The organism is Lysobacter sp. A289, from assembly GCF_054072675.1.
In genome coordinates, this window is the sequence record NZ_JBSVRN010000001.1 from 1,011,298 (window position 1) to 1,032,292 (window position 20,995).

The window sequence follows — 20,995 nt, forward strand, 5'->3', positions numbered from 1 at the left end:
CGCGATACATCAGCGCCGCAGCGCCAGCGCGTGCTTACAGACGTTGTCCACGGTCAGCCCGTACTCGCGCGCAATGTCGGCCGCCGGTGCCGAGGCTCCGAAGCGATCGACACCGATCACGTCGCCGCCATCACCCACGTAGCGGTGCCAGCCGAGGGAACTGCCCGCCTCTACCGCCAGCCGCGCCGTGACCGTCGGCGGCAGTACACCATCGCGATAGTCCTGCGGCTGCTTATCAAAAAGATCCCAGCTGGGCATCGAGACACACCGCACCGCTATGCCCTGCTGGCCCAAGCGGTTTGCCGCTTCCACGATCAAGCCGACTTCCGAACCGCTGGCGATCAGGATCAACTCGGGCTTGCCGTCGTCGGCGTCGCTCAACACGTAGGCGCCCTGCCGTAACCCGTCGGCGGATGCGAACTGGTCGCGATCCAAGGTAGACAGGTCCTGCCGGGTCAACACCAGTAATACCGGGCGTTCCTTCGCCTCTATCGCGACCCGCCAGGCCACCGCGGTCTCGTTGGCATCCGCGGGGCGTATCAGGGTGAGGCCGGGCACAGCGCGCAAGCCGATCAATTGCTCGACCGGCTGGTGGGTCGGCCCGTCCTCGCCGAGCAGGATGCTGTCGTGGGTGAACACGTGGATGACGTGCAAACCCATCAGCGCCGCCAACCGGATCGGTGGCCGCATGTAATCGGAGAAGATCAGGAACGTCGCGCCATACGGGATGAACCCACCATGGGCGGCCATGCCATTGACGATGGCGCCCATCGCATGTTCGCGGACGCCGAAGTGGACATTGCGCCCGGTATAACTCCAACCACCACCGTCCGACCCCTGCAGGTCTTCGCCGGCGGTGGCGGGTGGATTGAAGTCGCCCAGACCTTTGAGCGCGGTCTTGGTGGACGGGTCCAGGTCCGCCGAACCGCCGCTCAGGGCAGGCAGCTTGGGGGCGATGGCGTTCATGACCTTGCCGCTGGCCGCACGAGTCGCCATGCCCTTGGCGTCGGCTGGAAACACCGGAATGTCCGCATCCCAGCCCGATGGCAATTGGGCGTGCAAGCTGCCCTGCAGTTCCTTCGCCAGCTCGGGAAACGCTTGCGCGTAGGCCTCCATACGGCGGTTCCATGCTTCCTCCTCGGCCGCGCCGATCTTCAGCGCCTGGCGCATGTGCGCCAACGCCTTGTCGGGTACCAGGAATGGCGGCTCGGTCGGCCAGTCCAGGTTTTCCTTGGTCAGGCGCACTTCCTTCTCGCCCAGCGGTGAACCGTGCGCCTCGAAAGTGTTGTGCTTGTTGGGCGAGCCGTAGCCGATCACGGTGCGCACCAGGATCAGTGATGGGCGCGCCGATTCCTCGTGCGCCGCCTTCAGTGCGGCATCGATCGCGGCCACGTCGTTGCCATCGGCGACCGACACGGTATGCCATCCGTACGCCCGGAAGCGCGCCGCGCGGTCTTCGGAAAACGTGATATCCGTACCGGCAGCCAAAGTGATCTGATTGTCGTCATACAGGCAGGTCAGCTTGCCCAGCTTCAGGTGCCCGGCCAGCGAGGCCGCTTCTGACGCCACACCCTCCATCAAGTCGCCATCGCTGGCCAGGACATAGCTGCGGTGGTCAACGACCGTGTGGTCTGGACGGTTGTAGCGAGCGGCCAACTGCGCCTCGGCGATTGCCATTCCGACTGCGTTGGCGAAGCCCTGCCCCAACGGCCCGGTGGTCACTTCCACGCCGGGCGTATGCTCACGCTCGGGATGGCCCGGCGCCTTGCTGCCCCATTGGCGGAAGGTCTTGATGTCATCCAGTGACAAGTCGTATCCACTCATGTGCAGCAGGCTGTAAAGCAACGCCGAGCCATGTCCTGCCGAGAGCACGAAGCGATCGCGATCGGCCCAGGCCGGGTTACGCGGATTGTCCTTGAGCCATCGCGTCCACAACACGTAAGCCATCGGCGCGGCATCCAGCGGCAGCCCGGGATGTCCGCTCTCCGCCTTCTGCACCATATCCACGGACAGGAAGCGCAGCGTGTTGATGCACAGTTGGTCGAGTTCGGCGGACATGGCGGAATCCTCTTGTGTGGTTACGTGTCGGTCAGTGCAGCGTCCACGATCGCTTGGGCCTCCTGCAGCAGGCGTTGCAAATGGGCCTCATCACGAAAACTTTCTGCGTAGATCTTGTAGATGTCCTCGGTGCCCGAGGGGCGCGCGGCGAACCAGCCATTGGCGGAGGTCACCTTGATGCCACCAATCGGCGCGTCGTTGCCCGGCGCCTTGTCCAGCACGTCGACGATGGGATCGCCTGCCAGTTCGGTCTGGGTGACTTGCGCCGACGCCAGCTTGGCAAGTACACGCTTCTGGGCCGGGTTCGCTGCCGCTTCGATCCGGTCTGCGAACACCTCGCCGTAGCGATTGCACAGGTCCCGGTAGCCGGTCGCAGGGTCCGCGCCGTTGCCGGCGGTGATCTCGCCAGCCAGCAATGCCGCGGCGATGCCGTCCTTGTCGGTGGTCCACGTCCGGCCGTCGCGGCGCAGGAACGTGGCACCGGCGCTCTCCTCGCAGCCGAAGCCCAACGAACCGTCGAACAATCCGTCCACGAACCATTTGAACCCGACTGGGACCTCATGCAGACGGCGACCCAGGCCAGTCGCGACCCGATCGATCATCGCGCTGCTGACCACCGTCTTGCCGACCGCGGCGTTGTCGCTCCACTGCGGCCGGTGCCGGAACAGGTAGTCGACGGCCACGCTGAGGTAGTGGTTGGGCGGCATGAGGCCAGCCTCGGGGGTGACGATGCCGTGGCGGTCGTGGTCGGTATCGCAGGCGAACGCGATGTCGTAGTGATCCTTGATACCGATCAGACGTTGCATCGCATACGTCGATGAAGGGTCCATCCGGATGCGGCCATCCCAGTCCAGGCTCATGAAACCGAACTGCGGATCGAGCTGCTCGCTGACGACCGCCAGGTCGATCCGGTAATGCTCGGCGATGCGGGCCCAGTAGTGCACCCCTGCCCCGCCCAGCGGGTCCACGCCCATGCGCAGGCTGGATGCGCGGATCAGGTCGAAGTCGATCACGTTGCCAAGGTCAGCGACGTAGGCGCCGAGGTAATCGTGTTCGCGCGTGCTGGATGCAGCACGCGCCCTGACAGCCGGGATGCGTCGCACGTCTTTCAGCCCGGCCTCCAGGATGGCGTTGGCGCGCTGCTGGATCCAGCCGGTTACCTGGGTGTCGGCCGGGCCACCGTTGGGCGGGTTGTACTTGAACCCGCCGTCGGCGGGCGGGTTGTGCGATGGCGTGATCACCACGCCGTCGGCATGCCCGCTCGTGCGTCCCAGGTTGTGGCACAGGATCGCGTGGGAAATTGCAGGGGTCGGCACATACTCGCCGCCCTGCGAGAGGCGGACTTCGACCTCATTGGCGGCCAGCACTTCCAGCGCCGTGTCCAATGCCGGTGCCGACAATGCGTGGGTGTCGATGCCGATGTACAACGGCCCATCGATCTTCTGGCCAACGCGATACGCGCAAATCGCCTGGGTGATGGCGAGGATGTGATCCTCGTTGAAGCTGCCATCCAGCGATGAGCCCCGATGCCCCGAGGTGCCGAACGACACTTGCTGGGCGGCAGTCCCCGGGTCGGGCTTCACCTGGTAATAGGCATCCACCAGCTTGCCGATATCGACCAGGTCTTCCGGGCGCGCGGGATTACCGGCACGTGGGCTGACATCGGTGCCCATCAACGCGGCCTCCGCGATGTTCTATAGCGGGATGTTCGATAGCGGCGGATCAAGGTGTTGCTGGAGCTGTCGTGGGACAGCTCAGGCTCGGCTTCGGCGGTCAGCTCGGCCGCCGTCGCCTTCGCCAGCTGCTTGCCCAGCTCAACGCCCCACTGGTCGAATGAATCGATGTTCCAGATCGTGCCCTGCACGAACACACTGTGCTCGTACAGCGCGACCAGCGTCCCCAGCGAGAACGGCGTGAGCCGTTCGGCGAGGATCGTGTTGCTCGGCCGGTTGCCCTCGAACACCCGATGCGGCACCACCGCGTCCTCGGTGCCTTCAGCGCGTACCTGGGCCTCGGTCTTGCCAAATGCGAGTGCTTCGCTCTGCGCGAACAGGCTGGCCATCAGCATGTCGTGCTGATCGCCCTGGGCGGTCGGCAGCGGGTTGAGCGGCTGGCAGAACCCGATGAAATCGCAGGGGATCAGCCGCGTGCCCTGATGGATCAGCTGATAGAACGAATGCTGGCCGTTGGTTCCCGGCTCGCCCCAGTAAATGGGGCCGGTCTGATAATCCACCTGCCGGCCATCGTTGGTTACGTGCTTGCCGTTGCTTTCCATCGTCAGCTGCTGCAGATAGGCGGGAAAGCGCTTGAGGTATTGCTCGTACGGCAACACCGCGACGGTATCGGCGCCCAGAAAGTTATTGTTCCAGATCGCCAGCAGGCCCATCAGCACCGGCAGGTTGCGTTCCAGCGGTGCGTCGCGAAAGTGCTCGTCCATGGCGCGGAACCCGGCCAGCATGTCCCGGAATCCATCCGCGCCGATGGCCAGCATCGTCGACAGACCGATGGCAGAATCCATCGAATAGCGCCCGCCCACCCAGTCCCAGAACTCGAACATATTGGCGGTGTCGATGCCGAATGCCTGCACACCGTCGGCGTTGGTGGATACGGCGACGAAATGTTTCGCGATTGCCGCCTCGTCACCCAAACCCTCCAGGCACCATCGGCGTGCGGCATGCGCATTGGCCAGCGTCTCCAGCGTGGTGAAGGTCTTGGAACACACCACGAACAGGGTCTGGGCCGGGTCGAGGCCACGGGTCGCTTCCACGAAGTCGGTGCCATCGACGTTGGACACGAAGCGGAAATCGATATCGCGCTGGCTGTAATCGCGCAGCGCCTCGTAGGCCATGACGGGGCCGAGATCCGAGCCTCCGATGCCGATGTTGACCACATGGGTGATGCGCTTGCCTGTGTGTCCGGTCCACTCGCCGCTGCGAACCTTGTCGCTGAACCCTGCCATCCGCTCCAGCACCGCGTGCACGTCGGCAACCACGTCGTGACCTTCGACGCGGATGCTCGCGTCGGCGGGTGCGCGCAGGGCGACATGAAGCACCGCCCGCCGCTCGGTGGCGTTGATGACCTCGCCGCCGAACATCGCATCGCGGCGTTCGGCCACGCCGCATGCGCTCGCCAGCTGCAACAGCAAGTCGAGCGTCTCGTCCGTGATCCGGTTCTTGGAATAGTCCAGGTACAGCCCGGCCGCCTCTGCCGCCATGCGTTCACCGCGTTGCGGATCCTGGGCAAACAAGTCGCGCAGGTGCCGGGGTTGGGCCTGCGCCAGGTGCTGCTGCAACGCCGCCCATTGCGGTCGCGCGGTAAGTGGGACTGGTGTCACGCGTCGCCCTTCCCCGCCAATGCCTGGCCCTTGGATTCGATGCAGCCCATGAGCTCCTGCCATGAGTCGACGAACGACTGCGCACCTTCGTGCTGCAATTGCGTTGCCAGGGCGTCGATATCGACTCCGGCCTTGGTGAACTCCGCCAACGTCGCTTCCGCATCGCCGCCATCCACGGCCATCTCGCCACCGAGCGTGCCGTGATCCTGGAACGCGCGCAGGGTTTTCTCCGGAATGGTGTTGATCGTGTCCGGTGCGGCGAGCGCCTCGATATACAGGGTGTCGGACGCCTTCAGATCCTTGGTCCCGGTGCTCGCCCACAGCAGCCGTTGCGGCAACGCCCCCTGCCCGGCCAGCCGCTGCCAGCGATCGGATGCCAGCATCTCGCGGTAGGCGCGATAGGTGCGTTGGCCGACCGCGATACCCAGCTTGTTGTGCAGGCTGTCATCGACTTGGTCGGCCACCGCCTTGTCCCAGCGGCTGACGAACAACGAGGCGACCGATGCGACCTTGGGGTCGAGACCGGCCTGGAGTCGGCGCTCGATGCCGCGCAGATACGCCTCGGCGGACGCCAGGTACTGGTCGGTCGAGAACAACAGGGTCACATTGATCGGCACCCCGGCGAAGATCGACTCCTCGATGGCAGGAACGCCTTCCGGCGTGCCTGGAATCTTGACGAACAGGTTCTCGCACGCCGCGTCGGCGTGGATCCTGCGGGCGGCGGCGACGCTGCCCTGCGTGTCGGCGGCCAACAGCGGCGAGACCTCCATCGAGACCCAGCCATCAACACCATTGGTCGCGCGATGGATCGGCTGGAACAGCTTGGCGGCCCGTCGCAGGTCCTCCAGCGCGAGCTCGATGAACAATGCCTCGCCGGACTTCCCCGATGCCACCTTCGACCGGATTCCCTCGTCGTAGCTATCGCCACCACCGATCGCCTGGTTGAAAATGCTCGGGTTGGAGGTCAGGCCGGTAATGGAGAAGTTCTCGATGTAATCGGCCAATCCGCCGTTATCGAGCAGCTCGCGGGATATGTTGTCCAGCCACAGGCTCTGGCCCAACTGGTGCAGTCGTTCGGTGGTGGTGATGGGTGCATTGATCGTGCTCATGTGTCCTCCGGTGGATGCCGTCTGGACCCATGGTAGATCACGCAATGACGACTGGAAGGTTACGCCTGGCCATCAGCATGGATGGCTGGTCTCGGGCTTGGGGTCATGCCAGCCTTCGTCGCCGACGACAATATCCGACGCCGTCGACGGACCCCAACTGCCCGGCTCATAGATAGTGATCGGGGTTGCGTGATTGCCGTGCGAATCGGACAGCACCGGGCCCATCACGCGCCAGGCCTCCTCAACCGAGTCATCGCGGGTGAACAGCGATGCATCGCCGCGAATGGCATCGCCCAGCAGTTGCTCATACGGTGATTTGCCCGCATCGGGGCGGCTGCGCGCGACGAGTTCCACTTGCTCGCCGACCATGGCTTCACCGGGCTTCTTGACCTGTGCGCCAGTGGCGATCACCACCTCCGGGCCGAGCCGGAAGCGGAAGTAGTTGGACTGTTCGACCGAAATTTCATCGAAGATCGGCAGCGGCGGGCGTTTCAGGTCCACCACCACCTGGGTGCTCGTCAGCGGCAGGTGCTTGCCGGCGCGAATGTAAAACGGCACCCCGGCCCAGCGCCAGTTGTCGATATGCAGCCGCAGTGCGACGAAGGTCTCCACCTGCGAATCCGGCGCGACACCCACCACATCGCGGTAGCCGGCGAACTGACCGCGCACCACCTCGTCCGGTTTCAGCGGCCGGATGGCGCGGAACAGTCGCAGCTTTTCCGCGCGCATGGAGTCGGGGTCACCGCCAACGGGTGCGTCCATCCCGAGCAATGCAATGACCTGCAGCAAGTGGTTCTGGACGACGTCGCGGACCGCACCGACCTCATCGTAGAAGCTGCCCCGGCCTTGCACGCCAAAAGACTCGGCCATGGTGACCTGGACACTGGCGACATAGTTGCGGTTCCATATCGGCTCCAGGAAGGCGTTGGCGAAACGGAAATACAGCAGGTTCCGCACCGCTTCCTTGCCCAGGTAGTGGTCGATGCGGAACACCGACGACTCCGGAAACACTTCATGCAAAGTGTGGTTGAGGGCCGCGGCGGAGGCCTGGTCGCGCCCGAAGGGCTTCTCCACGATCACCCGCGCGTCGTGGGTGCAGTCTGCCTGGGCCAGCCCTTTGACCACGGTGCCGAACATGCTCGGCGGAATCGCCAGGTAATGGATCGGCCGCGACGCGTCCTTCAGTGCCTGCTTGATCCGGGCGAAGGTCGACGCATCGTTGTAGTCGCCGTTGATGTATTGCAGTTGTGCGGACAGCTGGGCGAACGCCGCAGGATCCACGCCGCCGTTGTCGCGCAGGCTGTCATGCACGCGTTGGCGCAGCTTCTCCAGTGTCCAGTCGCCCCGGGCCACGCCAATCAGCGGCATCGACAAGCCACCCTGCTTGATCATCGCCTGCAGTGCCGGGAATATCTTCTTGTAGGCAAGATCGCCGGTGGCACCAAAAAACACGAAGGCATCCGAGCTGGGTATCGTCATACCGATTCACCTGATAGTTGGCTGACGCAAACTACAGTCTGCCCGGTGGCGCGTGATGAAATCCGAAAAAATCGCCCCCGGCCAGGCTGGCGCTGGTCATCGGACGTAAGCTGTCATCCATTGATAAAAGGGGGAGCCCGCATGTCGATCCAGTCCAAAGCCAAACGTGACGCGAACCGGAAGAAAGCGGCCCGCCAACGGGTGGTTACCGGCACCCTGCGCCCGGCGATCGAGGCACATGCCGAGTTGCGCCACGAAGACGGCACCCTGCTTGGCGGCATTGCCAGGCGCGATGGCGATTGGGAACTCGGGCTGGACGGCAAGATGGTTGGCGGTTCCACCAGCGCCGCCACGATCCTGGCGATGATCAAGCGCGCCGCGGCGATGCTTGAGCGCTCCGGCACCAAGGTCACCCTGAATTTCTCCGATGCGCTGCGCGACGCCGCCAACGAGGAGGCGCGTGCGCAGGGCCTGAGCCTGGAGCAGTTCGAGGCACGACTGGACGACGACATGACCGGGAGCCGGCCGGCCGCGACATCCGAGCAATCCGGATCCGCGGCCCACTGAAGTCCAGCCCGAGCGGGAGCTGTGCGGTGCGCGGCCTGCACCACCCGGCGAGACACGTCAGGCAGCGACCTCCAGCTCCTCATCCTCCTCGGCTGACGCCATCGATGCGGCTTTCCCCTGCCGCGCCTCCATCGGATCAACCGCCTTCTGCTCCCCGCATTGGCGACGATTGGGACACAGGGTCTGCATGTAGTCGGCGTCGAAGTTGAGGCGTTCGACCAGGAAGTCGACGAACGCGCGGACCTTCGGCGAGGTCACCTGGCCGCGAGGGAACAGCGCGTTGAGTTCGAGTTCCGGGCCGGTCCAGCCGGCCAGCACCCGGCGTACATAACCCTTCTCGGCGTAGTCCTTGACCATGATGTCACTGGCCAGCATCAGGCCTTCGCCGCACACCAGTGCGCCGCGCACGCCGGCCGGGTCATTGGCGATCATGATCGGATCGATGCGGTACTCAACCGTGCTTTCGCCATCGCTCAGCGGCCAGTGGAAATGGCCGTTGCGACGCATCTTCTGCATGCCCAGGGTTCGATGGTGCTGCAGGTCGTCCGGATGCAGCGGTTCGCCGTGGCGTTCGATATAGGCGGGGCTGGCGTAGACCTGGGTGCGCAACACCGCAAGCCGGCGTGCGACCAGGTTGGAATCAGGCAGGGTGCCGAGCCGCAGGGCGACGTCGATCTCCTTGCCGATCAGGTCCAGCGATTCGTTGGCCAGCAACATCTCCACCCGCACCTCAGGATGGCGGGCATGGAACTCGCCCAGCAACGGCGCGATGCGTTCGATGCCCAGCGAATACGGGGCGGTGATGCGGAGCCAGCCGCGTGGGCCGCCCTGCAACTGGCCGACCGCGTTCTCTGCTTCGGCGAGGTCGCTGGCAATGCGCTTGCAGTGTTCGTAATAGATGTTGCCGGCCTCGGTCAGGCCAAGCTTGCGGGTAGTGCGGTGCAGCAGCTGCGCACCAAGACGGGATTCCAGTTCCTGCACCTTGCGGCTGACGGTGGTCTTGGGCAGGCGCAGCGACCGGGCCGCGGCGATGAAGCTGCCGTGCTCGATCACCTGCACGAAAATCAGGGTGTCGTTGAGATCGCGGGCCATGAGGGACTCCAGTGATACGCGCCGGCATTGGCCCGCAGTCGGGACAATTATTCCCCGATTTGCTGACTAATCAAGTGCCGCGCTCACCCCTAGTCTGTGTCGCATCCGAACAGGAAGTGCCGCAGGCCGTCTCGTGAACCTTATCCCGCTCAACCAGTTTGCCCCCACCGGCTCCATGCCAGCGGAGCTCGTTCTATGCGTCGCTCGACGCTGGAACGGGTCAGCAGCGGGTTCTGCCGTCCTCGACGGGCATCGGTGGCGGACATCGGCACCGCTAGCCAACCGCGGGGATTCTGGCCTTTCGTGTCCGCCAAATCATCTGCCGATGAAATATTCCGCTTCAATTTTGGGAGAGAAAATCCCGGGAGTGGGACAATGAGACCAGCCTTCGTCATTCTCGGCGCGAGCGGCGGCATCGGCCGAGGTGTGGTTCAGGCCGCGCTCGAGCGCAAGCATCCGGTGATCGCGGTGGCGCGCAGCGCAGATGCCCTCGACGCTTTGGCGCTCGAAAACCCGGGCACCGACCTCACCACCCTGCCCGGCTCGGTTGCCAGCGATCTCGAAGGCGCCACCTTGGCCGATCGGCTGCGTGAGCTGCAACGCCCATTCGCCGGCATCGTCGCCTCGGTCTGCGGCAGCGCCAGCAGCGGCCGGGTACTCGACCAGCCCGCCGCATTCCTGCGCCGCAAGCTCGACGAGGACCTGCTGCCGCACCTCGCCGCGGCCCGACATCTGCTGCCATTGCTGTCTGAGGCCGGGCACGGCAATTACCTGCTTATCGGCGGCCCCGGCAGCGAGAACCCCTGGGCCGGCTACGGCCACCGCTCGATCGGCGCGGCGGCGTTGCGGATGCTCGCCTGCGTCCTGCACGACGAGGCCCGCGCACTGGATGTGCGGGTGCAACTGCTGACCGTCGACATGCCGGTCTGCACCGGCGCCAACCGCAAGCACGCCTGCGATCGCTGGCCCAGCGCGCTGGCGATCGGCCAGCAGGCGGTGGCGCTGATCGAACGATCCCCGCCGGACACCCCAGTGGTGCGTTACGCACCATCACCCGAACCCTCTTTTCACTTTGGCCCGGACAGCGCACCTCCCCCACCGGACAGCTGCCCCTCCCTCGTCGCCGTCCGCGCGCTGCTGGGCCGTTTTTCTCCCCCTGGTTCCAAAAAGGATATTTAGTCATGAGCTCCCCCCTGATCAAAAAGCACGTCGCCCGGTTGAACCGCAGCGCCCTGCCCGAACTAACCCTCGCCATCGTCGCCGCCTTGTTGGCCCTGGGCCTGTCAGGTTGCGGCAGCCAAGCCGCCCCTGTTGACGCCATGCCAGCGCCTGCCGTCAGCGTCGCCCAGGTGATCGAGAAGCCCGTCCAGCAATGGGACGAATTCACCGGCCGGATCGAAGCGGTGAAATCGGTCGAGTTGCGCCCGCGGGTCAGCGGTTACGTCGAACGCGTTGCTTTTGACGAGGGCGAGGAAGTCGCCAAGGGCGACCTGTTGTTCGTGATCGACCCGCGCCCGTACAAGGCGGCGCTGGCGCAGGCCCAAGCCAATCTGGAACGCGCGCGCAGCGAAGCCGGACTCGCTCGGGCACAGAGCAAGCGCGCACAGACGCTGGTGGAAGCCAAAGCGATCTCGCGCGAGGAAGCCGAAGCCCGCCGGGCCGGTGCAGCCCAGGGCAATGCCGCAGTGCGCGCCGCCGAGGCGGCGGTCGCCACCGCGCGGCTCGACCTGCAGTTCACCGAGGTTCGATCACCGATCGACGGCCGCGCGGGGCGCGCGCTCATCACCGCCGGCAACCTCGCCCAGGCCGATGCCACGGTGCTGACCAGCGTGGTCTCGCTGGATCCGGTCCACGTGTATTTCGGGGGTGATGAGCAGACCTACCTGAATTATCGCGAGTTGACCCGCAACGGCGACCGCGCCAATTCGAGCAACCCGGTCCGGGTCGGTCTGGCCAACGAGACCGGCTTCCCGCATGAGGGCACGGTCGACTTCGTCAACAACCAGGTCGACCCGGCCACCGGCACCATCCGCCTGCGCGCGGTGCTGCCCAATCGGGAGCACGTGTTCACCCCGGGCCTGTTCGCCCGCGTGCAGTTGGCCGGCGGCAACAAGTCCGAGGAGCTGCTGATCGACGACAAGGCGGTCATGACCGACCAGACCCGCAAGTACGTCTACGTGCTGGGCAAGGACAACAAGGCTGTGCGCAAGGACGTGCAACTGGGCGACAAGGCCGAGGGCCTGCGCGTGGTGACGGCTGGGTTGACTGCGAAGGACAAGGTAATCGTGCACGGGGTGCAGAAGGTGTTCTTCCCCGGCATGCAGGTCGATCCGAAGACCATCGCGATGGGCGGGCCACCGGCCGGAAAGCCGGTCGTGGAGCCGGTCGACCAGGTGGCCACCACCGCCGGCTCAAAGTGATGCCCTCGCCCGCCTGACTTCCGTCCTCACCGTCATCCCCGCGAAAGCGGGGGCCCAGTGACTTTGGCGCTCGACGTGGCACTGGATTCCCGCCTTCGCGGGAATGACGGCCCTTCGCAATGACGACCCCTTCGCAATGACGGCTCCTCCGCTTTCGCTGAGGCACTGAATTCCGCTTTTTCCCGGCAACGACGGCTCCTCGCTGACACCACAAGCCCGAAACAGGACATCCCCCATGGATTTCTCCAAGTTCTTCATCGACCGGCCGATCTTCGCCGCGGTGCTGTCGATCGTGATCTTCGCCGCCGGCCTGATCGCGATCCCGCTGCTGCCGGTCAGCGAATACCCCGACGTCGTGCCGCCCTCGGTGCAGGTGCGCGCGGTCTACCCCGGCGCCAACCCGAAGGTGATCGCCGAGACCGTCGCCACGCCATTGGAAGAGGCGATCAACGGCGTCGAGGACATGATGTACGTCAAGTCGGTCGCCGGCTCCGACGGCGTCCTCGTCACCACCGTGACCTTCCGCCCCGGCACCGATCCCGACCAGGCCCAGGTGCAGGTGCAGAACCGGGTCAGCCAGGCGCTCGCCCGGTTGCCCGAGGACGTACGCCGGCAAGGCGTGACCACCCAGAAGCAGTCGCCAACACTGACCATGGTGGTGCACCTGATCTCGCCGGACGGCGAGTACGACTCGCTGTACATGCGCAACTACGCGACCTTGAAAATCAAGGACGAGCTGGCGCGCATTCCCGGCGTCGGCCAGGCCGCGTTGTTCGGTTCCGGCGACTATGCGATGCGGCTGTGGCTGGACCCGGACAAGATCGCTTCCCGCGGCCTGACCGCGAGCGACGTGGTCAACGCGGTGCGCGAGCAGAACGTGCAGGTCTCGGCCGGCCAACTCGGCGCCGAGCCGACTGCGAACGACAGCGACTTCCTGATCTCGATCAACGCCCGCGGCCGCCTGCAGACCGAGCAGGAATTCGGCGACATCGTGATCAAGAGCGGCAACGACGGCGAGATCGTGCGGTTGTCCGATGTCGCCCGTATCGAACTGGGCGCCGGCGACTACACCCTGCGCGCGCAGCTGGACAACAAGGACGCGGTCGCGATCCCGATCTTCCAGTCACCCGGCGCCAACTCCATCGAGCTGTCCGACGCGGTGCGCGCGAAGATGGCCGATCTATCGACGCGGTTCCCGGAAGGCATGGAATACAAGGTCGTCTACGACCCCACCGTATTCGTGCGCGACTCGGTCAAGGCGGTCATCACCACCCTGCTCGAAGCGGTGCTGCTGGTGGTGCTGGTGGTGATCCTGTTCCTGCAGACCTGGCGCGCCTCGATCATCCCGCTGCTGGCGGTGCCGGTGTCCATCGTCGGCACCTTCGCCGCGCTGTACCTGCTGGGCTTCACGATCAATACGCTGACCCTGTTCGGGCTGGTGCTGGCCATCGGCATCGTGGTCGACGACGCGATCGTCGTGGTCGAGAACGTCGAGCGCAACATCGAGGAAGGCAAGACCCCGCTTGAAGCCGCACACCAGGCCATGCGGGAGGTCTCCGGGCCGATCGTCGCGATCGCGCTGGTGTTGTGCGCGGTGTTCGTGCCGATGGCGTTCCTGTCGGGCGTGACCGGGCAGTTCTACAAGCAGTTCGCGGTGACCATCGCGATCTCCACGGTGATCTCGGCGATCAACTCACTGACGCTGTCACCGGCATTGGCGGCGATACTGCTGAAGCCGCACAGCGCCGCCAAGGACGCGCCGACCCGCCTGATCGACCGGCTGTTCGGATGGATCTTCCGGCCGTTCAACCGCTTCTTCGGCAAGAGCTCGGAGCGTTACCAGAGTGCGGTGTCGCGGTCGCTCAACAAGCGTGGCGCGGTGTTCGCGGTGTATGCGGTGCTGCTGGTGGTCGCCGGCCTGATGTTCCAGGCGGTGCCCGGCGGCTTCATCCCGACCCAGGACAAGCTGTACCTGATCGGCGGCGCCAAGCTGCCGGAAGGTGCCTCGCTGGAACGTACCGACGCGATGATCCGCAAGATGAGCCAGATAGCATTGGAGACCGAAGGCGTCGATTCCGCGATCGCATTCCCCGGCCTCAACGCGCTGCAGTTCACCAACACGCCCAACACCGGCACCGTGTTCTTCGGCCTCAAGCCGTTCAGTGAGCGCGACCGCACGGCCGCCGAGATCAACGCCGAGCTCAACCAGAAGATCGCCGGCATCCAGGAAGGCTTCGGCTTCTCCATCATGCCGCCACCGATCCTCGGTCTCGGCACCGGCTCGGGCTATTCGTTGTTCATCCAGGACCGTGCGGGCCTGGGCTACGGCGCACTGCAGGATGCGGTCAGCGGCTTCCAGGGCGCAATCTCGCAAACGCCGGGCATGGGCTTCCCGATCAGCAGCTACCAGGCCAACGTGCCGCAGCTCGACATCGAGATCGATCGGGTCAAAGCCAAGGCACAGGGCGTGTCACTGACGAACCTGTTCGACACCTTACAGACCTATCTCGGCTCGGCCTACGTCAACGACTTCAACCGCTTCGGCCGCACCTACCAGGTGATCGCGCAGGCGGATGGTCAATTCCGCGATGAAATTGGCGACATCGCCGACCTGCGCACGCGCAACAACAACGGCGAGATGGTGCCGATCGGCAGCATGGTGAAGATCAGCCGCACTTTCGGCCCCGACCCGGTGATCCGCTACAACGGCTATCCGGCCGCCGACCTGATCGGTGACGCGGATCCGAGCGTGCTGTCGTCGAGTGAGGCCATGGAGACCCTCGCCGCTATGGCGCCGCAGGTGCTACCCAACGGCATGGAGATCGAGTGGACCGACCTGAGCTTCCAGCAGGCGACCCAGGGCAATTCGGCACTGATCGTGTTCCCGCTCGCGGTGATGCTCGCCTTCCTCGTGCTGGCCGCGTTGTACGAGAGCTGGACACTGCCGTTGGCCGTGATCCTGATCGTGCCGATGACCCTGTTGTCGGCCCTGGTCGGCGTGTGGATGACCGGCGGCGACAACAACGTGTTCGTGCAGGTCGGGCTGGTCGTTCTGATGGGGCTGGCGTGCAAGAACGCGATTCTGATTGTCGAGTTCGCCCGAGAACTGGAGATGCAGGGCATGGGGATCGTGGAGGCCGCGCTGGAAGCGTGCCGCCTGCGCCTGCGCCCGATCGTAATGACCTCGATCGCCTTCATCGCCGGCACCATCCCGCTGGTCCTGGCCACCGGCGCCGGCGCGGAAGTCCGCTCGGTCACTGGAATAACCGTCTTCGCCGGCATGCTCGGCGTCACCCTGTTCGGCCTGTTCCTGACCCCGGTGTTCTATGTCGCCCTGCGCAAGCTGGTGTCGCGACGTGCCGGCAAGCGGGCGCACAGCGAACTGAAGGAGATCACCCATGCGTAACTTCAACCCCGCTGCGCGAACCGCCTCGCGCGCCTTTGCAATCGCGCTGCTGCCAATCGCCCTCGCCGCCTGCATGGTCGGTCCCGACCATGTCCGCCCCACCCTGTCGGTGCCAGAGCAGTTCGTCCGCGACGACACCAATCCCGTCGCGGTCGCGCCACAGCCCCAGCCGGATGCGGACTTCTGGAACGCCTTCGACGACTCGATGCTGACCCGGCTCGTCGATGAGGCGCTGGTGGCCAACTACGACCTGCGCATCGCCCTGACCCGCTTCGACCGCGCCAATGCCCTGCTGCGCGGCTCAGGCTTCGACCGGTTGCCGACCGTTACCGCCGGCGCCGAGGCGAGCGATGGACGCGCCAGCGCCGACCAGGCGCCGGGCCTGTCGCGCGAGCAACGCGACAGCGAAAGCTACTCGGCAGGCATCAACGTGGTCTGGGAACTCGACCTGTTCGGCCGCATCCGCCGTGGGGTCGAGTCGCAACGCGCCGAAACCGCCGCGACCGCGGCCGACCTCGCCGCGCTGCAGGTCGCCATCGTCGCCGAGGTCGCGCGCAGCTACATCGATCTGCGCGGCCTGCAGGAGCGCCTCGATGTCGCCCGCGAAAACGCCGACAACCAGCGCGAGACCCTGCGCATCGTGCAGGTCCGGCTCGACGCAGGTAGTGCCACCGGCTTCGATCGCGCCCGCGCCAGCGCCCAGTTGCAGGCGACCCTCGCCCGCGTGCCGGCGCTGGAGGCCGACGCCGCGGTAATGATGCACCGACTCGCGGTGTTGACCGGCAAGGCACCGGGCGCTCTCGTCGTCGAACTGGAACAACCCGCCAACCTTCCGGCCCTGCCCGCCCCGATCGATCCCGGCACCCCCGGCGAGTTGCTGCGCCGTCGCCCCGACATCACCGCCGCCGAGCAGCGCCTGCACGCCGCCACTGCGCGCATCGGCGTCGCCACCGCCGACCTGTTCCCACGCTTCACCCTGGGCGGGCTGATCGGCAGCCAGGCCATCGACACCGGCAACCTGTTTGAACGCGACAGTGAAACCAGCCTGATTGCACTGGGCATCGACTGGTCGTTCCTCGACATCGGCCGCGTCCGCGCCCGCATGGCCGCCGCCGATGCCGATGCCGCCGGTGAGTTGGCGGCATACCAGCAGACGGTGATGCTGGCGCTGGAGGAAACCGAAAACGCGCTGGTCCGCTACGCCCGCACCCGCACCGAGGACGAGCATCTGCAGCAGGCCGCTACCGACAGCGCTCGCGCCGCTGAACTGGCCCACGTCCGCTACGACGCCGGCGCGACCAGTTTGCTGGAAGTGCTTGATGCCGAGCGCACGAAACTGCAGGCACAGGACGCGCTCGCCGATGTCCGCACCCGGGCAGCGACCAGCGCGGTAGCGCTCTACAAGGCCATGGCCGGGGGCTGGCCGAGCCGCATTCCGCTGCGGGAGGATGTGGCAAGCGCCGATTGACGCTGAAGTGGCGAGTGCACCGCTCCGTCACATCGTTCATGGAAGATGCCCGCATGGAGGGCGGCAATCGTGTACATCCGGCACAAGGGCGATCGAGCGGTGTCGTGGGCCCTGGCGGCAATGGCCCTGTGCTTTGCCGGACAGGCGAGCGCCGCTGACGATCACTACCTGCTGGGTGATTGGGACGGCGCGCGCGGCCGCCTCGCCGATACCGGGATCACCTTCGACATCGGATACGACAGTGAGCTGGCGCACAACTTCAGCGGTGGCGAGCGGCAGATCACGCGTCACGCCGACCAATGGAAGTTCGGCACCGACCTGGATCTGGAAAAACTCTGGGGCTGGAATGGCGCCAGCTTCCAGGTAGTCATGACCCACCGCAACGGCAATGACCTTGGCAGCGACGCCGGGATAGGCAACAACCAGCTATTGCAGGAGGTTTACGGCCGCGGCCAGACCTGGCACCTGACCGTTTTCGCGCTGGAGCAGTCGTTCCTGGCCAACCGGTTGCAGTGGCGCATTGGCCGGATGACGGCGGGCGGCGACTTCGCGGCGTTCTCGTGCGACTTCCAGAATCTCACCTTCTGTGGCTCGCAGCCGGGCAACCTGGTGGGCGACTACTGGGTCAACTGGCCTACCAGCCAGTGGGCCACGCGGCTCAAACTCGACATCAGCGAGCGAATGTACCTGCAGGTGGGCGCGTACCAGGTCAATCCGAAATATGTCGATGACCAGTACGCGCGCGAGAACGGCTGGAAACTCGACTTCCCCAGCGGTACCACCGGCGCACTGGTTCCTTTGGAGTTTGGCTGGTTGCCCACGACCGACGGTCGACCCGGCAGCTACAAGATTGGACTGTGGTACGACACGTCCGGCGGTCCGGATCTGTTCCTGGATACCAGGCATCAGCCGCTTGCGATCACCTCTGGTGACCCCCTGCATCGCGACGCGCGCTACGGTGGTTACATCAACTTCGAGCAACAAATCAGTGGCGATGGCGGCCAGTCCGGGGCGACCGTGTTCCTCAACGCAACGCAAGCCGATCGCGCGACAGCGACCACCGACCGGCAGATCGCATTGGGCGTGCAATATGCCGGGCCATTCGGGCGGGACCAGGACACGGTCGGTTTCGCCGTCGGTGCTACCCGTCCCAACGGTCGCGCCGCCGACCATCAACGGCTACACAACCAACTGCACCCGGAGGATCCGGGGTTGGTGCTGGATGGCAACGAGTATGCAGCCGAGTTGATCTATGTCTGGCGTCCCATCCCGGGGCTCACGCTGCGGCCGAATCTCCAATACGTCGTCCACCCGGGCGGCAGCAGCCGCAACAGCGACGCGCTCGTGGTCGGACTCAAAAGCAGCCTCGTCTTCTGAGCATCGAGCGCTTGTATACATCTCGCAGACGTTCGCTGCGGGAAGCTTGCAGGGCCATCACCGGAGGAAATCACCGTGCCAGATACCCAGTCGTATCGCGCCCCCATGATCACCGGCGCTGTTTTCCTGGTGATCGGCTTGGCCCTTGTGGGCGGCGGCGGGTGGCTGGTGCTGCTTGGCGGGTCCTGGTATTACCTGCTCGCCGGCCTGGGTTTCGCATTGGTAGGCGTGCTTCTGTGCATGCGCCGCCGGATGGCGCTGATCCTCTATGCCTTGTTGATGCTGGCCACGCTGGTCTGGGCGTTGTGGGAGTCTGGGCTGGACTGGTGGCCACTGGCCAGCCGGCTCGGGGTGCCTTTCCTGCTCGGTATCTGGCTGTTGCTGCCCTGGGCCCGCCGCGGGCTGGATCAGCACCACTCCAGGATCACCGGACCTGACCGACAACCGGCTCCGCGCAGCTCCTGGATACCCTTGGCGGCCGTCGTCATCGCGACCTTGTTGCTGTCGGTTACCTCGTGGTGGAACGACCCGCATCGCATCGAGGGCAATGCACCCGGTTCGCGACCCGCTACCGGTGCCATCACCGAGGCCGTGCCGGCCGACGAGTGGCATGCCTACGGACGTACCCAGCAGGGCCAGCGCTACTCGCCACTGACCCAACTCACCCCGGCCAATGTGGCCGACCTGGAGGTCGCCTGGACGTACCGCACCGGCGATTTTCTGGGCCAGCCCGGCGACCCGGTAGAAACCACCTTCGAGGTCACGCCACTGAAGGTCGGCAATCGCCTGTTCCTTTGCACGCCGCATCAGTCCGTCATTGCCCTGGACGCCACCACCGGCGAGGAGGTATGGCGGCTGGATCCGAAGATCCAGGGCAAACTCGCACTGCAGCACCTGACCTGCAGGGGGTTGTCGTACGCTGCCAAGCCCGCTGACACGGGAGATAACGTGGATAACGCGGCGACTAGCGCAAACCCGGGCGACCATCCGGAACTGGCTGATGATGCGCTCGCCGCCAATGATGGCACCTCGCCTGTGTCCGGCACGCAAACCGATGCTGGCAATGAGTCCGCGACGTCGCAGCGCACCCCCTCCGGCGCGCCAGTAGCCGTCACCCATCTGCCGATAGCCGACAGCTGCAGCGCTCAATTGTTCATGCCCACCGCTGATGGGCGCCTGATCTCGATCAATCCCGAAAATGGCAAGGTCTGTCCAAACTTCGGCGACGGCCGCGGCCAGATCGACCTGTGGCAGAACATGCCGAACGTCAACCCGGGTTCCTATTACTCCACCTCGCCGGTGGTGGTGACCGACTCACTGGTCATCGTCGGCGGCACGGTACTGGACAACGTGAGCGTCAACGAAGCGTCGGGCGTGATCCGCGCGTTCGATGTCGATACCGGCGAGCTGGCGTGGAACTGGGATTCGGGCAACCCCGACGACACCGCGCCGCTGGGCCCCGGCGAGAACTACACGCCTTCCTCGCCCAACAGCTGGTCCATCTCCAGTGTCGACGAGGCGCTGGGGCTGGTGTACGTACCGCTCGGCAACCAGCCGCCCGACCAGTGGGGCGGCGATCGCAGCGAGTCGGTCGAGCGATTCTCCTCCGCCGTTGTCGCGCTCGATCTCGCTACCGGACAGGTGCGTTGGGTGTTCCAGACCGTGCACCACGACCTGTGGGACTACGACGTACCCGCCCAGCCGACGCTGATCGACCTCACCATGGATGGCCGCACCGTTCCGGCGCTGGTGCAACCGACCAAACAGGGGGATTTGTTCGTGCTCGACCGCCGCACTGGCGAGCCGTTGTTGCCGGTCACCGAGATGCCCGCGCCACAAGGTGCCGCGGAAGGCGACTGGACGGCCTCGACGCAGCCGGTGTCGGCGCTGTCGTTCAATCCGCCGCCACTGACCGGCGCCGACATGTGGGGCGCGACCCTGTTCGACCAGCTCGCCTGTCGGATCGCGCTGCGCAAGCTGCGTTACGAGGGTCGCTACACCCCGCCGTCCGAGCAGGGATCGCTGATCTACCCGGGCAACTTCGGCGTCTTCAACTGGGGTGGCATAGCGGTGGATCCGGTGCGCCAGATCGCATTCGCCATGCCGACCTACCTGGCGTTCACCTCCACCCTGGTTCCGCGCGAAGATGACGAAACGCTATACGTACAGCCAGGCGGCGCGCCTCCACATGGCGCGCTACCCAGCCTGAACGAGAACTTCGGCGCGCCATTCGCGGTCGAGATGGGGCCATTCCTGTCGCCCGTCGGCCTGCCCTGCCAGCAGCCGCCATGGGGCTACGTGGCCGCCGCAGACCTCACCACTGGCAAGGTCATCTGGCAACACCGCAACGGCACCGTGCGCGACCTCTCGCCGGTGCCGCTTCCCTTCCGGATGGGCGTGCCCGGTATTGGCGGTCCGATCATGACCGGCGGCGGCGTGGCCTTCCTGTCCGGCAACCTGGATGATTACGTGCGCGGTTACGACGTCACCACCGGCAAGCAGTTGTGGCAGCAGCGCCTGCCCGCCGGCGGTCAGGCCACGCCGATGACTTACACCGGAACGGATGGGCGCCAGTACCTGGTGGTGGTCGCCGGTGGGCACGGCTCGCTGGGCACCACGCCGGGTGATTACGTGATCGCCTACGCGCTGCCGTCTGCTCAATGAACCCTTGAACCCCGGTTCGTC

At 65.5% G+C, this 20,995-nt stretch carries 13 protein-coding genes; 7 read left to right on the top strand and 6 right to left on the bottom strand.

Annotated elements, in window-relative coordinates; translation table 11 throughout:
• Positions 1 to 9: 9 nt before the first annotated feature.
• The 5 genes from tkt to zwf form a co-directional block, all read right to left on the bottom strand.
• A complete protein-coding gene (tkt, locus tag ACW5DN_RS04645; protein WP_456961574.1) occupies positions 10 to 2,058 on the bottom strand; it encodes a transketolase in 2,049 nt (682 codons plus the stop codon).
• A 20-nt stretch (positions 2,059 to 2,078) separates the two neighbouring features.
• The gene (gene pgm, locus ACW5DN_RS04650) at positions 2,079 to 3,731 is read right to left on the bottom strand and encodes a phosphoglucomutase (alpha-D-glucose-1,6-bisphosphate-dependent) (RefSeq protein WP_456961576.1); all 1,653 of its coding nucleotides are present in this window, start codon (positions 3,729 to 3,731) and stop codon (positions 2,079 to 2,081) included.
• Positions 3,731 to 5,392, bottom strand: a complete 1,662-nt coding sequence (pgi, locus tag ACW5DN_RS04655) for a glucose-6-phosphate isomerase (protein ID WP_456961577.1) — start codon at positions 5,390 to 5,392, stop codon at positions 3,731 to 3,733. The genes pgm and pgi overlap by 1 nt, the downstream gene beginning before the upstream one ends.
• On the bottom strand, positions 5,389 to 6,501 hold the full coding sequence (gene tal / locus ACW5DN_RS04660; protein WP_456961578.1) for a transaldolase: 1,113 nt from the start codon (positions 6,499 to 6,501) through the stop codon (positions 5,389 to 5,391). Before tal ends, pgi begins: the two co-directional genes overlap by 4 nt.
• A 72-nt stretch (positions 6,502 to 6,573) precedes the next feature.
• Positions 6,574 to 7,980: a glucose-6-phosphate dehydrogenase gene (zwf, locus tag ACW5DN_RS04665; RefSeq protein WP_456961579.1), complete on the bottom strand. Its 1,407-nt coding sequence runs from the start codon at positions 7,978 to 7,980 to the stop codon at positions 6,574 to 6,576.
• A 141-nt stretch (positions 7,981 to 8,121) separates the two neighbouring features.
• On the opposite strand from zwf, the gene ACW5DN_RS04670 reads away from it, so the two are divergent.
• The gene (locus tag ACW5DN_RS04670) at positions 8,122 to 8,547 is read left to right on the top strand and encodes a hypothetical protein (RefSeq protein ID WP_456961580.1); all 426 of its coding nucleotides are present in this window, start codon (positions 8,122 to 8,124) and stop codon (positions 8,545 to 8,547) included.
• 57 nt (positions 8,548 to 8,604) lie between these two features.
• Here ACW5DN_RS04670 and ACW5DN_RS04675 read toward each other — a convergent pair whose 3' ends face one another.
• Positions 8,605 to 9,639, bottom strand: coding sequence for a LysR substrate-binding domain-containing protein (locus ACW5DN_RS04675; RefSeq protein WP_456961581.1), 1,035 nt, complete (start codon positions 9,637 to 9,639; stop codon positions 8,605 to 8,607).
• 375 nt (positions 9,640 to 10,014) lie between these two features.
• Between ACW5DN_RS04675 and ACW5DN_RS04680 the strand changes: the two genes are divergently transcribed.
• The 6 genes from ACW5DN_RS04680 to ACW5DN_RS04705 all read left to right on the top strand — a co-directional run bounded on the left by ACW5DN_RS04680 (position 10,015) and on the right by ACW5DN_RS04705 (position 20,974).
• Positions 10,015 to 10,818: an SDR family NAD(P)-dependent oxidoreductase gene (locus ACW5DN_RS04680; RefSeq protein WP_456961582.1), complete on the top strand. Its 804-nt coding sequence runs from the start codon at positions 10,015 to 10,017 to the stop codon at positions 10,816 to 10,818.
• 38 nt (positions 10,819 to 10,856) lie between these two features.
• The gene (locus ACW5DN_RS04685) at positions 10,857 to 12,059 is read left to right on the top strand and encodes an efflux RND transporter periplasmic adaptor subunit (RefSeq protein WP_456962961.1); all 1,203 of its coding nucleotides are present in this window, start codon (positions 10,857 to 10,859) and stop codon (positions 12,057 to 12,059) included.
• Positions 12,060 to 12,294: 235 nt separating this feature from the next.
• Positions 12,295 to 15,465 carry an efflux RND transporter permease subunit gene (locus tag ACW5DN_RS04690; RefSeq protein ID WP_456961583.1) on the top strand — a complete coding sequence of 1,057 codons (3,171 nt, stop codon included), beginning with the start codon at positions 12,295 to 12,297 and terminating at the stop codon, positions 15,463 to 15,465.
• Entirely contained in the window at positions 15,458 to 16,933 is a 1,476-nt protein-coding gene (locus ACW5DN_RS04695) for an efflux transporter outer membrane subunit (RefSeq protein WP_456961584.1), read from the top strand. Before ACW5DN_RS04690 ends, ACW5DN_RS04695 begins: the two co-directional genes overlap by 8 nt.
• Positions 16,934 to 16,978: 45 nt before the next feature.
• Entirely contained in the window at positions 16,979 to 18,310 is a 1,332-nt protein-coding gene (locus ACW5DN_RS04700) for a carbohydrate porin (RefSeq protein WP_456961585.1), read from the top strand.
• 75 nt (positions 18,311 to 18,385) lie between these two features.
• Positions 18,386 to 20,974 carry a glucose/quinate/shikimate family membrane-bound PQQ-dependent dehydrogenase gene (locus ACW5DN_RS04705; protein ID WP_456961586.1) on the top strand — a complete coding sequence of 863 codons (2,589 nt, stop codon included), beginning with the start codon at positions 18,386 to 18,388 and terminating at the stop codon, positions 20,972 to 20,974.
• Positions 20,975 to 20,995 lie beyond the last annotated feature (21 nt).